The organism is Paenirhodobacter ferrireducens, from assembly GCF_004022265.1.
GTDB classification, from domain to species: domain Bacteria; phylum Pseudomonadota; class Alphaproteobacteria; order Rhodobacterales; family Rhodobacteraceae; genus Rhodobacter; species Rhodobacter ferrireducens.
Window position 1 is genome coordinate 1 of sequence record NZ_SAVB01000031.1, and the last position, 16,218, is coordinate 16,218.

Genomic DNA, 16,218 nt, shown 5'->3' on the forward strand with positions numbered 1-16,218 from the left:
CGAGAAACGCATCGAACAGCGCACCGTGCGCAAGCGGGAGGAAGCGTGATGGCCGAAGTGGTGAAGGGCTGGGACCGCAACCAGATGGCCGCACGCGCCGCGCTCGAGCTGCACGACGGCACCTATGTGAACCTCGGCATCGGCATCCCGACGCTGGTGCCGAACTTCATCCCCGCGGGGGTGAACGTGACGCTGCAGTCGGAAAACGGCATGCTCGGCATGGGCCCCTTCCCCTATGAGGGCGACGAGGATCCCGACCTGATCAATGCCGGCAAGCAGACGATCACCGAACTGCCGCAGACCGCCTATTTCGACTCCGCCACCAGCTTCGGGATGATCCGCGGCGGCAAGATCGCGATGGCGATCCTCGGCGCGATGGAAGTGTCGGAAAGGGGCGATCTGGCGAACTGGATGATCCCGGGCAAGCTGGTCAAGGGCATGGGCGGGGCGATGGACCTCGTCGCGGGCGTCAAGCGCGTCGTGGTGGTGATGGACCACACCAACAAGCACGGCGAGTCGAAGGTGCTGAAGGCCTGCACCCTGCCGCTGACCGGTCAGGGCGTGGTCGACCGGATCATCACCAACCTCGGCGTGCTCGACGTGACGCACAAGGGGCTGCACATCGTCGAGCTCGCCGAGGGCGTGAGCGAGGAGCAGCTGCGCGCCGCGACCGAGGCGACGATCGTCGACTGACGCGTCCGCTGCACACCGACCCGCAAGGCCCCGCCCACCCGCGGGGCCTTTGCATTCGTCCCCCCGGCCCCCTGTCCCTCCCCGGCCTCCAATCGCCCGAAATATCCCGGGGGTGAGGCCGAAGGCCGAGGGGCCAGCGCCCCTCTCTCCGACCAGTCCCGAAGCGCCGCCCGTCCCGGAAATTGTCTCCATTCCCGCAACAGCATCACAATTCCGCCTGAATCCCAGAGTATCCGAGGCCAATGATGCACCTGCACCCCACCTCTGCCCCCTGCGAGCCCCGGCGGCGCGACCGGCTGCTCATTGCCGCGCTCGTCCTCGCGGTGCTGGGCGGGCTTGTCGGGCTGGTTGCAGGCACCGGCTGGGACGAGATCCGCGATCAGATCGGTGCGGTGCGGCCCTGGCAGCTTTGCGCGCTCCTTGGTCTCTCGCTTGCGAATTATCTCGCCCGGGCGCTGCGCTGGCACCTGCTCGCACGCCGTCTCGGCCTGCCCACCGATCTCGTGCAGGATGCCCGCCACTATCTCGGCGGCTTCGCGATGGCAGTGACACCGGGCCGGGTGGGCGAGCTGGTGCGGATGCGCTGGCTGCGCCGCGAAACCGGCTGGAGCGTGACGCGCACCGCCCCGCTCGCGCTGATGGACCGCGCGGGCGACCTGGCCGCGATGGGGCTCTTGCTCGCGCTCGCGGTCGCGCTGGCCGCGGGCGGTATCGCGGGCGCGCTGCCGGTCACCGGGCTTGCGCTGGCGGCGGCGGTGATCGCCACCCGCCCGGCGCTGCTCGCCGCCCTCGTCACCCTCGCCTTCCGCGCGCTCGGCCGCTTCCCGCGCGCCTTCGCCCGCGCCCGCGGTGCGGCGCGCTCGCTCGCCCGCTTCAGCCACGGCCCGACGCTGAGCCTTGCGCTTGCCCTCGGCCTTGCCGGCTGGGGCGCCGAGGCGTTTTCCTTCCACCTGCTGCTCGGATGGATGGGCGCCGATGTCGGGCTGTGGAAAGCCGTCGCGATCTTCGTCTTCGCCACGCTCGCAGGCGGGCTCACCGGTGCGCCGGGCGGGCTTGGCGGGGCCGAGGCGGCGATGGTCGCGCTGCTGACGCTCGAGGGCGTGCCGCTCGCCGTCTCGGTGCCGGCCACCGCCCTCATCCGCCTCACCACACTTTGGTTCGCGATCGCGATCGGCCTTGCAGCCTTCCCGCTCGCCGAACGCGCCTCCCTGAAAGCCCAAGGATAAGGGTCTGACAATGGACTGGAAACAGGCAGACTACACTGGCTGGGGCCGCGCCCTCAGCGCCCGGGGCGAGATCGCCCGCCCCGAACGGCGCATGGCGCTTGCAGGTCTCGACGCCGCTCCCGCCTTTGGCATGCGACGCTCCTACGGCGATGCCGCGCTGAACGCCGGAGGGCGGGCGATCGACATGACGCGGCTCGACCGGCTGCTCGGCTTCGTCCCCGAGACCGGAGTGCTCTCGGTCGAGGCCGGCGCCCGGATCGGCGATCTTGCCCAGGCCTTCGCACCGCGTGGCTGGCTGCCTGCGGTGATGCCCGGCACCGGCTTTGCCACGGTGGGCGGCTGCATCGCGCAGGACGTGCATGGCAAGAACCACCACCACGCCGGCAGCTTCGGCGCCCATGTCAGCGAGATCACCCTGCTGCAGGGCGGAACCGAGATCACCGTCGAACCCGGCACGGCCCTTTTCCGGGCGACGGTGGGCGGGCTTGGCCAGACCGGGGTGATCGTCGCGGCAAAGCTGCGGCTCACGGCCTGCAAGGGCGACGTCGTGCTGGTGACCGAGCGGCGCGCCCGCGACTGGAACGAACATGTGGCATTGCTCGACGGTTCGACCGCCACCTATACCGTCGGCTGGATCGACGCGACGGCGACCGGCAAGGCGCTTGGCCGCGGCATCGTCGAGGAAGGCGAGACCGGCGCCGGGCTCGTCCGGCGGCGTGAAAAGGCCCGGCGCGTGCCGATGGATGCGCCGAATTTCGCGCTCTCCGCCCCGGTCGTGCATCTCTTCAACCGCGCCTATTACGGCCGGGTGCCCGCCCGTGGCCGGACGCTGGTGAAGCCGATCGGCGATTTCTTCTTCCCGCTCGACAAAATCCACGACTGGAACCGGCTCTATGGCAAGCGCGGCTTCCACCAGTTCCAATGCGTCGTGCCGCTGGCCGCCGCGCCCGCGCTGCGCGAGATGCTGGCCGAGATCGCGACCTCGGGCCTCGCCTCGCCGCTGGCCGTGCTCAAGCGCATGGGCCCCGGGCGGGCGGGCTTTCTCAGCTTCCCGATGGAGGGCTATACCCTCGCCGTCGACTTCCCGAACCGCGAGGCCGCACGCACCCTCATCGCCCGGCTCGAGGACCGCACCGCAGACGCCGGCGGGCGGCTTTACTTCGCCAAGGATGCGCTCGCCCGCGGCGCGCAGATCCGCGCGATGTATCCCGAGCTTTCCGACTGGCAGGCCGAGGTGGGCAGGGTCGATCCCGACCGCCGCTACGAGACCGACCTTGTCCGCCGGCTGAAGCTGAGGAGTGCGTGATGGAAACCTGGATCCTCCTCGGCGCGACCTCGGCCATCGCCCGCGCCTTCGCCCGCCGCCTCGCGGCCGAGGGTGCCACCCTCTTCCTTGCCGGTCGCGACGAAGCGGAGCTCGAGGCGATCGCCGCCGATTGCCGGCTGCGCGGTGCGGCCGGGGCCGAGGTTCTGGCCTTCGACGCGCGCGACCCGGCGGGTTACCCAGCGCTGATCGGCCGGCTCGCGGCGCAGGAGGGGGTGCTGAACGCCGCCTCCTTCGTCGGTTCGATGCCCGAACAGACGGCGATCGACGCCGAACCGCGGCTGATCGCCGGCGTCATCGCCGACAGCTTCACCGGCCCCGCGACCTTCCTGCAGATGCTCGCGCCGCTCCTCGAGGCACGCGGCACCGGCACGATCGTCGGCATCGGCTCGGTCGCGGGCGACCGCGGCCGGCTTGGCAATTACGTCTACGGCGCGGCGAAAGCGGGCTTTGCCACCTACCTCTCGGGCCTGCGCAACCGCTGCGGCCGCAAGGGCGTGCATGTGCTGACAGTGAAGCCGGGACCGGTCGACACCTCGATGACCTGGGGGATGAAGATGCCCTTCATGACCAGCCCCGAGGCCGTCGCCGCCGACATCGCCCGCGCGGTGAAGCACCGGCGCAACGTGATCTATTCGGCACCGATCTGGCGGCTGGTGATGGCGGTGATCCGACTGATCCCCGAACCCGTCTTCAAGAAGATGTCGTTCTGAACGGGCAGGCAGCCGCGCCGCCGCCAGCGCCGCACGCCTCCGGCGGGAGGATTTGGGCCAGGGAAAGCCCTGGCCCTTTTTCTTGGCGAAAATACTCCCGGGGGTGGGGGGGGGGGGGGGGGGGGGGGGGGGGCCGCCCCCGCGCCCCCCCCCCCCCCCCACCCCCCCCTCTCAGCCAGCGAACCACTTCGCCCAGAGCCCCGCGGCCCAGAACATCAGGCTGAGCGTGATCATCAGAAGACCAAGCCCGAACTTGTCCTTCATCGCGAAGACGATTGGGTCGTAATCCTGCTTGCCGAACCAGCCCAGCATCACCATCCGCACGAGCCACCAGCCCATCGGCAGCATGGCGAGCCACAGCAGCCAGGTGTCGGGGTAAAGCGCCTGCCCCTGCGGCGAGACCGAATAGAGGAAGAAGATCACCAGCGCGCCGGCGACACCGATCCCCGCGACGTTCAGCAGGTCGCCCCGGTCGGGCCGGCCATAGCCGCGCCCGGGCAGCCGCTCGTCATTCTTCGCAAGCGTCAGCTCGGTCAGCCGCTTGACACAACCAAGCGCGAGGAACACCGGGAAGACGAAGATCAGCATGTAGATCGAGACATCGACCTGCCCCGCCGCGGCCCCCGCCACCACCCGGAGCGTGTAAAGCGTGGCGAGCGTCGCGATATCGACCCAGCGCATCCGCTTGAGCTTGAGCGAATAGGCCAGCGACAGCACCATATAGAGCAGCACCACGCCCACGAAACCCGCGTTCAGCGCCGCACCAAGACCCAGCGCCAGCACGATCAGCCCGGCGCAGGCGATCATGCCGACCCGGATCGGCACCGCGCCCGAGGCGAAGGGGCGGCGGCATTTCGTCGGATGCAGCCGGTCCGCCTCGAGATCGAGCAGGTCGTTGACGATATAGATCGCCGAGGCCGCGGCCGAGAAGGCGATGATGCCGAGGACGACCGGCCAGAAGGTGGCGCTGTCGAAGCGATGCGCTGCGATCAGCGGCAGCAGCAGCAGCACGTTCTTCACCCATTGATGCGGCCGCATCGCCTTCCACAGCGCGGCGGCACTCCAGCCGCCGGGCACCCGCGCCACGGTCTGGCCGAGGGTCTCGAGCTGGGTGACCTCGGCCACCTCGCCCACCACCACCGCAGCGCGGGCCGCGCGCCAGACTGGCAGATCGGCGGCCTCGTTGCCGGCATAGTCGAAGCCCGCGCGACCGAAAGCGTCGATCAGCGCGCCGGCCTTCGCCTCGCCCTTCAGGTTGGTGACGCCGTCCGAGGCGAAGACCCGCGCCGAAAGCCCGTAATCGGCGGCCAGCGCCGAGACCAGACGCCGGTCCGAGGCGGAGGCGAGGCAGACCTCGATTCCCTCGGACATCGCCTCCTCGGCCATCGCCGCAATCTCGGGGTTCAGCGGCATCAGACCGGTGCGCACCGGCGCGATCTCCGCAAGCTCGGCCTTCAGCCGTGCCGGATCGCGCCAGTATCGCGCCGCGGCGGCGAGCGTGGCCAGCGGATCGCGGCCAAGCCCGACCCAGAATGTCTCGAACAAAAGGTCCGTCTTCAGGAACGTCCCGTCGACGTCCAGCACCAGCGGCCGGGTATCGGTCATGGTTATCCTTTCAGGGCGAAGACGCAGCCGTCCGTCACCAGCTCGGGCGGCGAGAGGCACAGCCCCCGCGCCACCTGCCAGGCGGCGAGCACCTTCGGAACGTAATCGCGGGTCTCGGCATAGGGCGGCACGCCCCCTGCCCGCTTCACCGCGTTCTCGCCGGCGTTATAGGCGGCGATGACCATCAGCGGATCGCGGTCGAATTCCTTCATCAGCCAGTCGAGATAGGCCACCCCGCCGCGGATGTTCTTGCCCGGGTCGGTGCTGTCGTCGACGTCGAATCGCGTGGCCGTCGCGGGGATCAGCTGCATCAGCCCGACCGCGCCCGAGCGCGACACCGCATCCGGCCGCCCGCCCGATTCGGTCGAGATCACCGCCAGCACCAGCGCCGGCGAAACCTCGGTACCGATCGTCGCCGCGAGAATATCGCGGCCATGGCGGTCGGCGATGTCTTGCAGATGCGCCAGACGCGGCGCGCGCACGCTTTGCCCGCCCGGGCCGGAGGAGAGCGCCTCAAGCGCCTTCTGGAATCGCCCGGCGCGGTCGCCAAGCGTGGGCGAGACCGTCGTCCAGTACCAGCCATAGGAAGACGGTGCGCCCTGCGGCATCACCCCGCCCGGGGTGATGATCTCGGCCCCCGGCATCCGGGTCACCGGCGCAAAGGGACGGGACGCGGCGGCGGCCAGCTCGCGCGCCTGTTCCTCGGGGTTGATCTGGATCGTCAGGAATCGCTTCGTGCCCGGCGCGGGCGGCAGCACGCGCTTCGGCTTGAAGAAATTCACGGTCGGTGTGTCATGGCGCACCTCGGCCGCCAGCGGCGCGGCCAGAACTGCCGCGCAGACCAAGAGAGTCGCTGCCCATCTGCTGCGCATCTGCGCTGTCCTGCTCGTTGCGGGTCTGCTGCCCTTTGCTCCGTTATCCGCGAGAATCGGAAAAAAATCCAGAAGGCGGAACAGAATCGGGCGAAGCCGCGGCCGATTCGCCACCCCGCCCCCAGAAATCCTCCGGGGCGACCTTTTTCAAACCAAAATAAACCAAGCCAGATCAGAGCGTTAATGGCGCATCCGGGAAAAAGTTCATTTTCCGTAAAAACGCCAGCCCGCTGCCCCAATCGGGCCACGATCCGGGAGCTAACTGCACTCATCCCGCAAGGCGAAGCGCCAAGGTAGACACTGGCAGCCAAGGCGCGGAGCAACCAAAAACCAGATCCCAGGAGAGACAGAGATGAAATTCTTCAAAATCGCCCGCAAGATCCGCACCGAAGAAGACGGCGCCGTGACCGTTGACTGGGTCGTGCTGACCGCCGCCGTCGTCGGCCTCGGCGCCGCCGCGCTCGCCACCATCAGCACCAACACCAAGAAAGCGGCTGGCAATATCGGCAGCTACCTCGGGTCGGTGGATGTCACCACCACCACCCCCGCGGTAGACGGCTGAGCCACAGCGGCAAGCATCCGCACGGGAAGGCCGCACCTCGGGTGCGGCCTTTCCCCTTTCGGCCGGCGCCCCCCGGCTTTTCGCCCGCAGAAGACGCCCACGAGATTGCATGCCAGCGCCGCATTTTTGCCAATAAATCCGGTCAGAAAGACACGATGGCGCGGTCGGACGCGTGATGAACCCACCCTGTACAGGAGAGATACTGCAATGCAGAAGGTCCGCCACAGGCTTCGGAGGCTCCGTTCCGAGGAGGGGGCAGTCACTGTCGACTGGGTCGTTCTGACGGCCCTGCTGGTCCCGCTCGGCATGGTGGTCGGCACTCTGATCTGGGGGCCGACCGAAAATGCAGCCGAACATGTCGCAAGTTTCATCGGCGCGCAGACGACGCTGGTGCCCGGTAACTGACCGCATCCTCCCGGCGCAGGCCGGCCGGCTGCCCCTCTGACCGGGACCACCCCGGCCCCGAGCGAAAGGAAGTGTAAAATGCGCCTCGTCGTCGTTCTTGTCCTCGCTCTCGGCGTCACGCTCGCCGGCGCTGCGGTCTACCTGTTCCAGGGACAGCTGACGCAGTTTCAACAGCAGCGCGACATGCTGATGGCGGTGCAGGCGAAGATCCCGCCGCTGACCGATGTCGTGATTGCCAAGCGCGCCCTGAAATACGGCGAGCGCTTCACCATCGCCGATCTCGACATTGCCAAGGTCCAGGCCGACAAGGTGCCCGCGGGCGCCTTCCACCTGCTGACCGCACGGCAGGGCACGCCCGAAGCGCAGCTCGCCGCCTTCCTCGAGGGCGAGACGCGGCCGCGCGCCGCATTGCGTTCCTTCGAGGCGAACGAGCCGATCCTCGGCACCAAGATCACCGTTCCGGGCGTCGATGCCGGGATCATGGCCAACCTCGCCCCCGACAAGCGCGCCTTCACCATCCAGGTCGATGTCGCCTCGGGCGTGTCGGGCTTCCTGCGGCCGGGCGACCGGGTCGACGTCTACTGGTCGGGCGCCGTCAACGGCGAGCCGGTGACGAAGCTGATCGACACCAACCTGCAGCTGATCGCCATCGACCAGAGCGCCGATGCCGACCGCAGCGAGGAGACCAAGATCGCCCGCACCGTCACCGCCGAGGTCACCCCCGAACAGGTCGCGGCGCTGACGCTGGCGCAGTCGACCGGCAAGCTCACCCTCGCGCTCGTCGGCATGACCAACACCGCCGAACTCGGCGCGATCGAGATCGACCGTGACCAGCTTCTGGGCATCCAGGCACAGGAAGCGGTGAAGGTCGAGGCGCCCAGGGTCTGCACGATCAAGACCCGCAAGGGCAGCGACGTGATCGAGACCCAGATCCCCTGCACGAACTGACGCCTCGGGCCCGTGCCCGTCTGGCAACCGACTCTGCCCCGGCGCGGACACGGGCGGGGGCGCATGAATTTCACCTCACAATCGGTTGATTCTTGCAATAATTAACGCTTTCCGGCACAGTCGGCCGGAAGTGGGCATGCAAGACCCTGAAAACGGACACGCGTTCCGGGCAGTGTGACGTGATCGGAGAGGCGAGATCACAATGAAGATCAAGAGGTTCCTGACGGCTTGCGCGCTTGGCGCCGCGCTCGGGCTTGCGGTGGCGCCGATGGCCCAGGCGGAAACCCTGCGGGTGATGTCGGGCTCGACCTCTGCCCCGCTGAGCGTGCCGATGAACCGCGCCGTGGTGGTCGAAAGCGATCAGCCCTTCTCGGAGCTGTCGATCGCCAACCCCGGCATCGCCGACATCACCACCCTGTCCGACAAGACGATCTATGTACTCGGCAAGCTGCCCGGCCGCACCACGATGACCATTCTCGGCCCGGACGGGAAGCTGATCTCGAACGTCGAAGTACAGGTCACCCCCGACATCGCCGAGTTCAAGGAACGACTGAAGCAGATTCTGCCCGGCGAGAACATCGAGGTCCGCACCGCCAATGACGGCATCGTGCTGTCGGGCACCGTCTCCTCGACCGCCAAGCTCGACCGCGCGCTCGACCTGGCCAAGCGCTACGCAGGCGACCGGGTGTCGAACCTGATGACCGTCGGCGGCACGCAGCAGGTGATGCTGAAGGTGCGCTTTGCCGAAATGCAGCGCTCGGTTTCGAAGAACCTCGCGGCCTCGCTCGGCGTGCGCGGCACCGTGGGCGGCGGCAAGGCCCAGACCGGGGTGATCACCGGCACCGGCAACTTCGGCTCCGCAGGCGCGATTTCGGACGCCTTCGACAAGGGCACGATGCCGCTTTCTGGCGGCGGCACGGGCGCGCTCGGCCTCGGCTTCACCGCCGGCAACCTCGAATTCGCGGTGCTGCTCGAGGCGCTCGAATCGAAGGGCATGGTGCGCACGCTTGCCGAGCCGAACCTGACCGCGCTCTCGGGCCAGCAGGCGAAGTTCCTCGCCGGCGGCGAATACCCGATCCCGGTGATCGACGGCACCAACGGCGGCATCTCGATCGAGTACAAGCCCTTCGGCGTCGAGATGGCGTTCACCCCGCGCGTCGTCGACGGCGATCTGATCAACCTCGAGATCGCGGCCTCGGTCTCGGCGATCGACACCTCGGTGACGATGTCGAACGGCAGCTTCTCGGTCAATGCCTTCAAGAAGCGCGAGACCTCGACCACCGTCGAGATGCGCGACGGCGAGAGCTTTGCCATCGCCGGTCTGCTGCAGGACGACTTCAACGATCTGAACGACCAGATCCCATGGCTCGGTGACGTGCCGGTTCTGGGCGCACTGTTCCGTTCGACCTCGTTCGAACGCAAGCAGTCCGAACTGGTGATCATCGTCACGCCGCACCTTGTGCAGCCCACCCGCGGCGAGGCGCTGGCGCTGCCGACCGACCGGGTCCGCCTGCCGAGCGAGAAGGACCTGTTCCTCTTCGGCAAGACCACCGGTTCCGGTGCGCCGACCTCCGGCCCGGCCGCCGAGGTTGCCAAGCAGGACTTTTCCGGCTCCTATGGCTATGTGATGGAGTGAGTGATGCAGCGGGAACGTCCGGCACTGCGGTTTGGCCTGATCCTGGCAGCGGCCCTCGCGCTGGCTGGCTGCACCTCCGACCGCGAGGCCGGGGCTGATTACGAGGGCGGCGGCTTCGGCAACGCCACGATGAACAACACGCTGATGATGAGCGGCGAACGCAACATCGCCATCAGCCTGACGAAGAAATTCGCCGCCGATGTGCAGAACACGGTGAATTTCGCGTTCAACTCTGCGGCGCTCGACGGCCAGGCGCAGGACATCCTGCGCCGCCAGGCGGACTGGATCAAGCAGTTCCCCGAGGTGCGCTTCCGCGTCTACGGCCACACCGACCTTGTCGGGTCGGACGCCTACAACAAGGCGCTCGGCCTGCGCCGCGCCCAGGCGGTGGTCGCATTCCTGACCGCGCAGGGGATCTCGCGCGCCCGGCTCGAGGCGGTCGTGTCCTTCGGCAAGACGCAGCCGCTGGTCTACACCCAGGCCCCGAACGAGCAAAACCGCCGCACGGTGACCGAGGTCTCGGGCCTGATGGCGCGCAGCCCGCAGCTGCTGAACGGCAAATATGCCGAGGTGATCTTCCGCGAATACGTGAGCGGCGCGACGCAGATCCCCACCAACCAGGTCAGCAACCAGAACTCGGCAGGCGTCGGCATGTCGGGCAGCGGCAACTGAGCTTTCCGCAGAACGTCAACAGTCGGGGGGGGCTTTGCAACAAAGCCCGCCCCTTTGCATTGATCGTCGCCCGATACCCCACAATTGGAACAATCCGGCCCCAATGTCGCCCAGATTGACCGCGACCTTGAGCGCAGACGGAAAGGCACGGCATCCGAGTCGTGCCCGGATCGCATCCGCGGCAGGCCTCCCCCCAGCCCCGGGTTGCGACACGCGCAACAAAGGACGTGAGGCAATGACTGCAGCAGCTGTACTGACCCCTGACCCCGCCCCCATCGTGGCCTGCACGGTGTCCCGCGACGTCTCGAACTTCGACCTGCTGATCGAGGACATGGAAGCCGAGCTCGGCGAGAGCTGGGGTGATCTCGGCTTCGAGGATGCCATGGTCTTCCTCGGCCAGCCCGATGCCCGGAGCCTCGAATTCATCGCCATCGCCATCGACAGCGACGACGAGCATGACCTCGCCCGGATCTCGGGTATCATCACCGAGGCGAAGAACCGCGGCATCCGCGTGATCCTGATCGCCGAGGAGGTGAGCCCGATCGCGCTGCACCAGCTGCTGCGCCTCGGCGCCGACGATTTCGTTCCCTACCCGCTGCCTGAAGGCTCGCTGCACGAGGCGATCGAGCGCCTCGGCCAGTCCGAGCTGCCGCCCGAGCTGCCCGCCCATGCCGCGCCGCCAAGCTTCAAGCCGACCGGCGGACGCAACGGCGCGGTGCTCGCCGTGCACGGGCTCGCGGGTGGCGTCGGGGCCACCACCTTCGCGGTCAACCTGGCGTGGGAACTGGCCAATCCCGAAACGAGCAAGAAGAACCCGGTGACGCCGCCGCGCGTGTGCCTGCTCGATCTCGACCTGCAATATGGCTCGGTCGCGACCTATCTCGACCTGCCCCGCCGCGAGGTGATCTTCGAGCTGCTGTCGGACACCGCGCAGATGGATGCCGAGAGCTTCGGCCAGGCGCTGCTGACCTTCAACGACAAGCTGCACGTGCTGACCGCGCCCTCGGACATGCTGCCGCTCGACATCGTCGGCGGCGAGGATATCGAGCGGCTGATCGAGATGGCGCGCACCAATTTCGACTATGTCGTGATCGACATGCCGAAGACGGTGGTGAGCTGGACCGAGACGGTGCTGAACCAGGCCCATGTCTACCTTGCCCTGCTCGAACTCGACATGCGCTCGGCGCAGAATGCGCTGCGGATGATCCGGGCGCTCAAGGCCGAGGGGCTTGCCACCGAAAAGCTGCGCTACATCCTGAACCGGGCGCCGAAATTCACCGATCTGAACGGCAAGTCGCGGGTGAAGCGCCTGGCCGAGAGCCTCGACATCGCGATCGAGGTGCAGCTGTCGGACTGCGGCAAGCTGGTGACCCAGGCGAATGACCACGGCCTGCCGCTCGCGCTCAGCGCGGCGAAGGCGCCGTTGCGCCGCGACATCCAGAAGATCGCCCAGTCGCTGATCGAACGCAACCAGCAGGAGGCGGCAACCGCCGCCTGAACCGTCGCCGTCCGGAGGTAGATGATGTTTTCCCGCTACAAGAAGTCGACGCCTGCCACCCGGACCGCCGCGGCCACCGCGGCCCCCCCCACCACCGCGCCGGCCACGGGCTCTGCGCCGCCGCCGCTGCCGAAGGCCGAGACGGCCAAATACGCGGTGCACCGCAAGCCCGCCCCCACCGCCCAGGCCCCCGCCCAGGCGGTGCAGGCCGAGAAGGACCGCAAGCGCAAGGAGCGTATGGGCGAGCTCAAGGTCGAGCTGCACAAGCGCCTGCTCGAGAACCTCAACCTCGCCGCGCTCGAACACGCAACCGAGGCCGATCTCAAGTCCGAGATCGCCGCGATCTCGAACGAGGCGATGGCCGAGATGTCGGTGGCGCTGAACGCGACCGAGCGGCAGACACTCTATCAGGAACTCTACGACGAGGTGATGGGGCTCGGCCCGCTCGAGCCGCTGCTGAAGGACGAGACGGTCTCGGACATCCTGGTCAACGGCCCGCAGCAGATCTTCATCGAGCGCGGCGGCAAGCTGCAGCTGACCGACGTCACCTTCAAGGACGAGAAGCACCTGCTGCGGATCATCGACAAGATCGTCTCCGCCGTGGGCCGCCGCGTCGATGAGTCGAACCCCTATGTCGACGCCCGCCTCGCCGACGGCTCGCGCTTCAACGCGATGGTGCCGCCGGTCGCCGTCGACGGCTCGCTGGTCTCGATCCGAAAGTTCAAGAAGGACAAGCTCGGCATCGACGACCTCGTCCGCTTCGGCGCCTTCACCGAGGAGATGGCCGCCTATCTGCAGGCCGCCGTCGCCACCCGGCTGAACATCATCGTCTCGGGCGGCACCGGCTCGGGCAAGACAACGACGCTGAACGCACTCAGCTCCTTCATCGACAACTCCGAACGCATCCTGACGATCGAGGACACGGCGGAACTGCAGCTGCAGCAGACCCATGTCGGCCGGATGGAAAGCCGCCCGGCCAACGTCGAGGGCCGCGGTGCTGTCACCCAGCGCGATTGTCTGCGCAACGCCCTGCGTATGCGTCCCGACCGCATCATCGTCGGCGAAACCCGCGGCGAGGAAGTCATCGACATGCTGCAGGCGATGAACACCGGCCACGACGGTTCGATGACCACGATCCACGCGAACTCGGCGCGCGATGCGGTCTCGCGTCTGGAAAACATGATCGCAATGTCGGGCATCGAGATGCCGATCAAGGCGATGCGCTCGCAGATCGCCTCGGCCGTCAACCTGATCGTGCAGGCCTCGCGCCTGCAGGACGGCTCGCGCCGTATGGTCTCGATCACCGAGGTCACCGGCATGGAGGGCGAGGTGATCTCGATGCAGGAAATCTTCCGCTACGAGCGGCTCGGCCTGGCCCCCGACGGCAAGATCATCGGCCGCTTCACCGCGACCGGCGTGCGCTCGCATTACTCGGAACGCTTCCGGCAATGGGGCTACGACCTGCCGGCCGCGATCTACGATCCCGTTCTCGACTGAGGTGGCGCCATGGTCATTTCCCCAACCCCGATCATCTACGGCCTGATCTTCGTCGCCGTCATCCTGCTCGTCGAGGGCATCTACCTGCTCGCCTTCGGCAAGTCGATCTCGCTCAACCGCAAAGTCAACCGCCGGCTCGAGATGCTCGACAAGGGCGTGCGCCGCGAGGAGGTGCTCGAACGGCTGCGCAAGGAGGCGACGCAGCACCTGACCTCGAAAGGCATCCCGCTCTATTCGATCCTCGCCTCGAAAGCGCAGAAGGCGAATATCGCCTTCTCGCCGAAGGCACTCGTCGGGATCATGGGGCTGTTGTGCGTCGTGGCCTTCCTCGGCCTGTCGCTCGGCACCGACGCAAGCGCGCCGGTGCGCGTCGCGCTGTCGATCGCCATGGGCGTCGGCGGGATCTATTTCTGGGTGTCGTCGAAGGCCTCGAAGCGGCTCAAGCTTGCCGAGGAGCAGTTGCCCGACGCGGTCGAGCTGATCGTGCGCGCGCTGCGCGTGGGCCATCCCTTTTCCTCGGCGATCCAGACCGTCGCGCGCGAGATCCCCGACCCGCTCGGCACCGAATTCGGCATCATCGCCGACGAGGCCGCCTATGGCCGCAACGTGGTCGACAGCCTGCGCGACCTGGCCGAGCGGCTCGACATGCAGGACCTGCGCTTCCTCGCCGTCGCGGTGTCGATCCAGCAGACCTCGGGCGGCAACCTCGCCGAGGTGCTCGAGGGCCTCGCCAAGGTGATCCGTGCCCGGTTCCGGCTGTTCCGCCGCGTTCGCGCAATCACCGCCGAACCGAAATGGTCGGGCGTGTTCCTGTCGGGCTTTCCGCTTGCGGTGCTGCTGATCATCCAGATCCTCGACCCGCATTACTATGACACGGTGAAGGAAACGCCGCAGTTCATGCCCGCCGCGCTGATCGTCTTTGCGTTGCTCGGCGCGAACGTCCTGTTCATGAAGATCATGACCACGATCAAGGTCTGAGGAGGCTGCGATGAGCGACATCCTGAACATGCTGACCCGTGCTTTCGGTCCGATGGGGCCGGTCCTGGCGATGGCGGTGATCGGCCTTCTTCTCGTCGTCGCCACGCTCCCGGCGTTGCTGAAGAAACAGGCCGACCCGCTCGACAAGCTGCGCGCGACCAGCGAGATGCCGGCAGCGCCAGCGCGCGACACCGACCGCGGCAAGGCCAAGCCGCAGAAGCTGCGCGCCGACCAGGGCTCGGACAAGCTCGACAGATATGCGGGCTTCCTCGAGCCGAAGAACAAGGACGAGATGACCGAGGCGCGCAAATGGCTGCAGCGCGCGGGCTATCGCAGCCCCTCGGCGGTGCGCACCTTCCATGCGATCCAGTTCGCGATGGGGCTTGGTCTGCTAGGTCTCGGCATCGCCTATGCACTCTACATGAACGCCACCGGCCCGGTGCCGCTGACGCCGACGCAGATGATCCTTTACGTGCTGCTGCCCGGCGCCTTTGGCTACATCGCGCCCAAACGCTGGGTGAACGCCCGCGTCAACGCCCGCACCCAGGAGATCCAGGACGGCTTCCCCGATGCGCTCGACATGCTGCTTGTCTGCGTCGAGGCAGGGCAGTCGCTCGACCAGGGGATCGTGCGCGTCGCCAAGGAGCTGCAGGGCTCCTACCCGGCAATGGCCGAGGAGTTCGAGACCGTCGCGCACGAGATCAAGGCCGGCCTCGACAAGGCCGTCGTGCTGCGCGCCTTCGGCGAGCGCAGCGGGGTGATGGATGTGATGTCCTTCACCACGGTAATGATCCAGAGCCAGCAGTTCGGCACCTCGATCGCCGACGCGCTGCGCCTTTATGCCGCCGACATGCGCGACAAGCGCGTGATGCGCGCCGAGGAGGCCGCGAACAAGATCCCGACGAAGATGACCCTCGGCACGATGATGTTCACCGTGCCGCCGCTGCTGATCATCCTTGTCGGCCCCTCGGTCCATGATATGCTTGAGAACTTCAAGGCGATCGGCGTGCACTGATGTTCCCTTTCCCGCGCAGCCCGGTTGTGGCTGCCCTGCTTCTCGGCCTGCTGGCCGCCTGTTCGGGCGGTCTGTCTCCTCCGGAAAACAGCCCCTATGCCCCCGGGGCGGCGCAGGGCGAAGGCGTCGACGGGCTGATCGTCGGCCACCGACTGATGGCGGCGGGGGAATACGAGCTCGCGCTCAAGGCCTATTACCGCGCCGCGGCCGAACATGGGGCGAATGCCGATGTGCTCTCGGCGATCGGCTCGGCCGATCTCAAGCTCGGCCGGCTGAATCAGGCCGAGCAGATGCTGCGCCGCGCAGTCGAGGAGGACCAGACCTTCGTGCCCGCCTGGAACAATCTCGGCGTGGTGCTGATGGAACGCGGCAAGGTGCCCGAGGCGGCCCGCGTGTTCCAGACCGCTTATGCGCTCGACAGTGGCCAATCGGACGCGATCCGCGAAAACCTCCGCCTCGCGCTCGCAAAGATGGACAAACCCGCCTATGATCCAGCCCAGGACAAGCCGTTCAAGCTGGTCCGGCGCGGGGCTGGCGAATACCTTCTGCTGACCCGGCAATGAGGTACGAGCAA

The 16,218-nt window shown here is 67.5% G+C and carries 16 protein-coding genes; 14 read left to right on the forward strand and 2 right to left on the reverse strand.

Annotation, left to right across the window (positions count from 1 at the left end):
• The first annotated feature begins 48 nt into the window (after window positions 1-48).
• The 4 genes from EOW65_RS18645 (at window position 49) to EOW65_RS18660 (ending at window position 3,956) form a co-directional block, all read left to right on the forward strand.
• A complete protein-coding gene (locus tag EOW65_RS18645; protein ID WP_128151000.1) occupies window positions 49-693 on the forward strand; it encodes a 3-oxoacid CoA-transferase subunit B in 645 nt (214 codons plus the stop codon).
• A 245-nt stretch (window positions 694-938) separates the two neighbouring features.
• Window positions 939-1,919: a lysylphosphatidylglycerol synthase transmembrane domain-containing protein gene (locus tag EOW65_RS18650; protein ID WP_240664791.1), complete on the forward strand. Its 981-nt coding sequence runs from the start codon at window positions 939-941 to the stop codon at window positions 1,917-1,919.
• A gap of 10 nt (window positions 1,920-1,929) precedes the next feature.
• On the forward strand, window positions 1,930-3,225 hold the full coding sequence (locus EOW65_RS18655; protein WP_128152014.1) for an FAD-binding oxidoreductase: 1,296 nt from the start codon (window positions 1,930-1,932) through the stop codon (window positions 3,223-3,225).
• Complete coding sequence (locus tag EOW65_RS18660; RefSeq protein WP_128152016.1) at window positions 3,225-3,956, forward strand: SDR family NAD(P)-dependent oxidoreductase; 732 nt, start codon at window positions 3,225-3,227, stop codon at window positions 3,954-3,956. Before EOW65_RS18655 ends, EOW65_RS18660 begins: the two co-directional genes overlap by 1 nt.
• Window positions 3,957-4,127: 171 nt before the next feature.
• Here the strand turns inward: EOW65_RS18660 and EOW65_RS18665 are convergent, their stop codons facing one another.
• Together EOW65_RS18665 and EOW65_RS18670 are read right to left on the reverse strand one after the other, a co-directional pair.
• Window positions 4,128-5,561: a UbiA family prenyltransferase gene (locus EOW65_RS18665; RefSeq protein WP_128152018.1), complete on the reverse strand. Its 1,434-nt coding sequence runs from the start codon at window positions 5,559-5,561 to the stop codon at window positions 4,128-4,130.
• Window positions 5,562-5,563: 2 nt separating this feature from the next.
• Complete coding sequence (locus EOW65_RS18670) at window positions 5,564-6,433, reverse strand: lytic transglycosylase domain-containing protein (RefSeq protein ID WP_113899650.1); 870 nt, start codon at window positions 6,431-6,433, stop codon at window positions 5,564-5,566.
• A gap of 352 nt (window positions 6,434-6,785) precedes the next feature.
• Here EOW65_RS18670 and EOW65_RS18675 point away from each other — a divergent pair, with 352 nt between their 5' ends.
• The 10 genes from EOW65_RS18675 (at window position 6,786) to EOW65_RS18720 (ending at window position 16,207) form a co-directional block, all read left to right on the forward strand.
• On the forward strand, window positions 6,786-6,995 hold the full coding sequence (locus EOW65_RS18675) for a hypothetical protein (protein ID WP_128152020.1): 210 nt from the start codon (window positions 6,786-6,788) through the stop codon (window positions 6,993-6,995).
• A gap of 207 nt (window positions 6,996-7,202) precedes the next feature.
• A complete protein-coding gene (locus EOW65_RS18680) occupies window positions 7,203-7,400 on the forward strand; it encodes a hypothetical protein (protein ID WP_128152022.1) in 198 nt (65 codons plus the stop codon).
• A 78-nt stretch (window positions 7,401-7,478) separates the two neighbouring features.
• The gene (cpaB, locus tag EOW65_RS18685; RefSeq protein WP_128152024.1) at window positions 7,479-8,348 is read left to right on the forward strand and encodes a Flp pilus assembly protein CpaB; all 870 of its coding nucleotides are present in this window, start codon (window positions 7,479-7,481) and stop codon (window positions 8,346-8,348) included.
• A gap of 202 nt (window positions 8,349-8,550) precedes the next feature.
• Entirely contained in the window at window positions 8,551-9,984 is a 1,434-nt protein-coding gene (locus EOW65_RS18690) for a type II and III secretion system protein family protein (protein ID WP_128152026.1), read from the forward strand.
• 3 nt (window positions 9,985-9,987) lie between these two features.
• The gene (locus tag EOW65_RS18695) at window positions 9,988-10,656 is read left to right on the forward strand and encodes an OmpA family protein (RefSeq protein WP_128152028.1); all 669 of its coding nucleotides are present in this window, start codon (window positions 9,988-9,990) and stop codon (window positions 10,654-10,656) included.
• Window positions 10,657-10,891: 235 nt separating this feature from the next.
• Window positions 10,892-12,154, forward strand: a complete 1,263-nt coding sequence (locus tag EOW65_RS18700; RefSeq protein ID WP_128152030.1) for an AAA family ATPase — start codon at window positions 10,892-10,894, stop codon at window positions 12,152-12,154.
• A gap of 24 nt (window positions 12,155-12,178) precedes the next feature.
• Window positions 12,179-13,651, forward strand: a complete 1,473-nt coding sequence (locus EOW65_RS18705) for a CpaF family protein (protein ID WP_128152032.1) — start codon at window positions 12,179-12,181, stop codon at window positions 13,649-13,651.
• A gap of 9 nt (window positions 13,652-13,660) precedes the next feature.
• Window positions 13,661-14,629 carry a type II secretion system F family protein gene (locus EOW65_RS18710; protein ID WP_128152034.1) on the forward strand — a complete coding sequence of 323 codons (969 nt, stop codon included), beginning with the start codon at window positions 13,661-13,663 and terminating at the stop codon, window positions 14,627-14,629.
• A 10-nt stretch (window positions 14,630-14,639) separates the two neighbouring features.
• Window positions 14,640-15,644: a type II secretion system F family protein gene (locus EOW65_RS18715; RefSeq protein WP_128152035.1), complete on the forward strand. Its 1,005-nt coding sequence runs from the start codon at window positions 14,640-14,642 to the stop codon at window positions 15,642-15,644.
• Window positions 15,644-16,207, forward strand: a complete 564-nt coding sequence (locus EOW65_RS18720; RefSeq protein WP_128152037.1) for a tetratricopeptide repeat protein — start codon at window positions 15,644-15,646, stop codon at window positions 16,205-16,207. Before EOW65_RS18715 ends, EOW65_RS18720 begins: the two co-directional genes overlap by 1 nt.
• Window positions 16,208-16,218 lie beyond the last annotated feature (11 nt).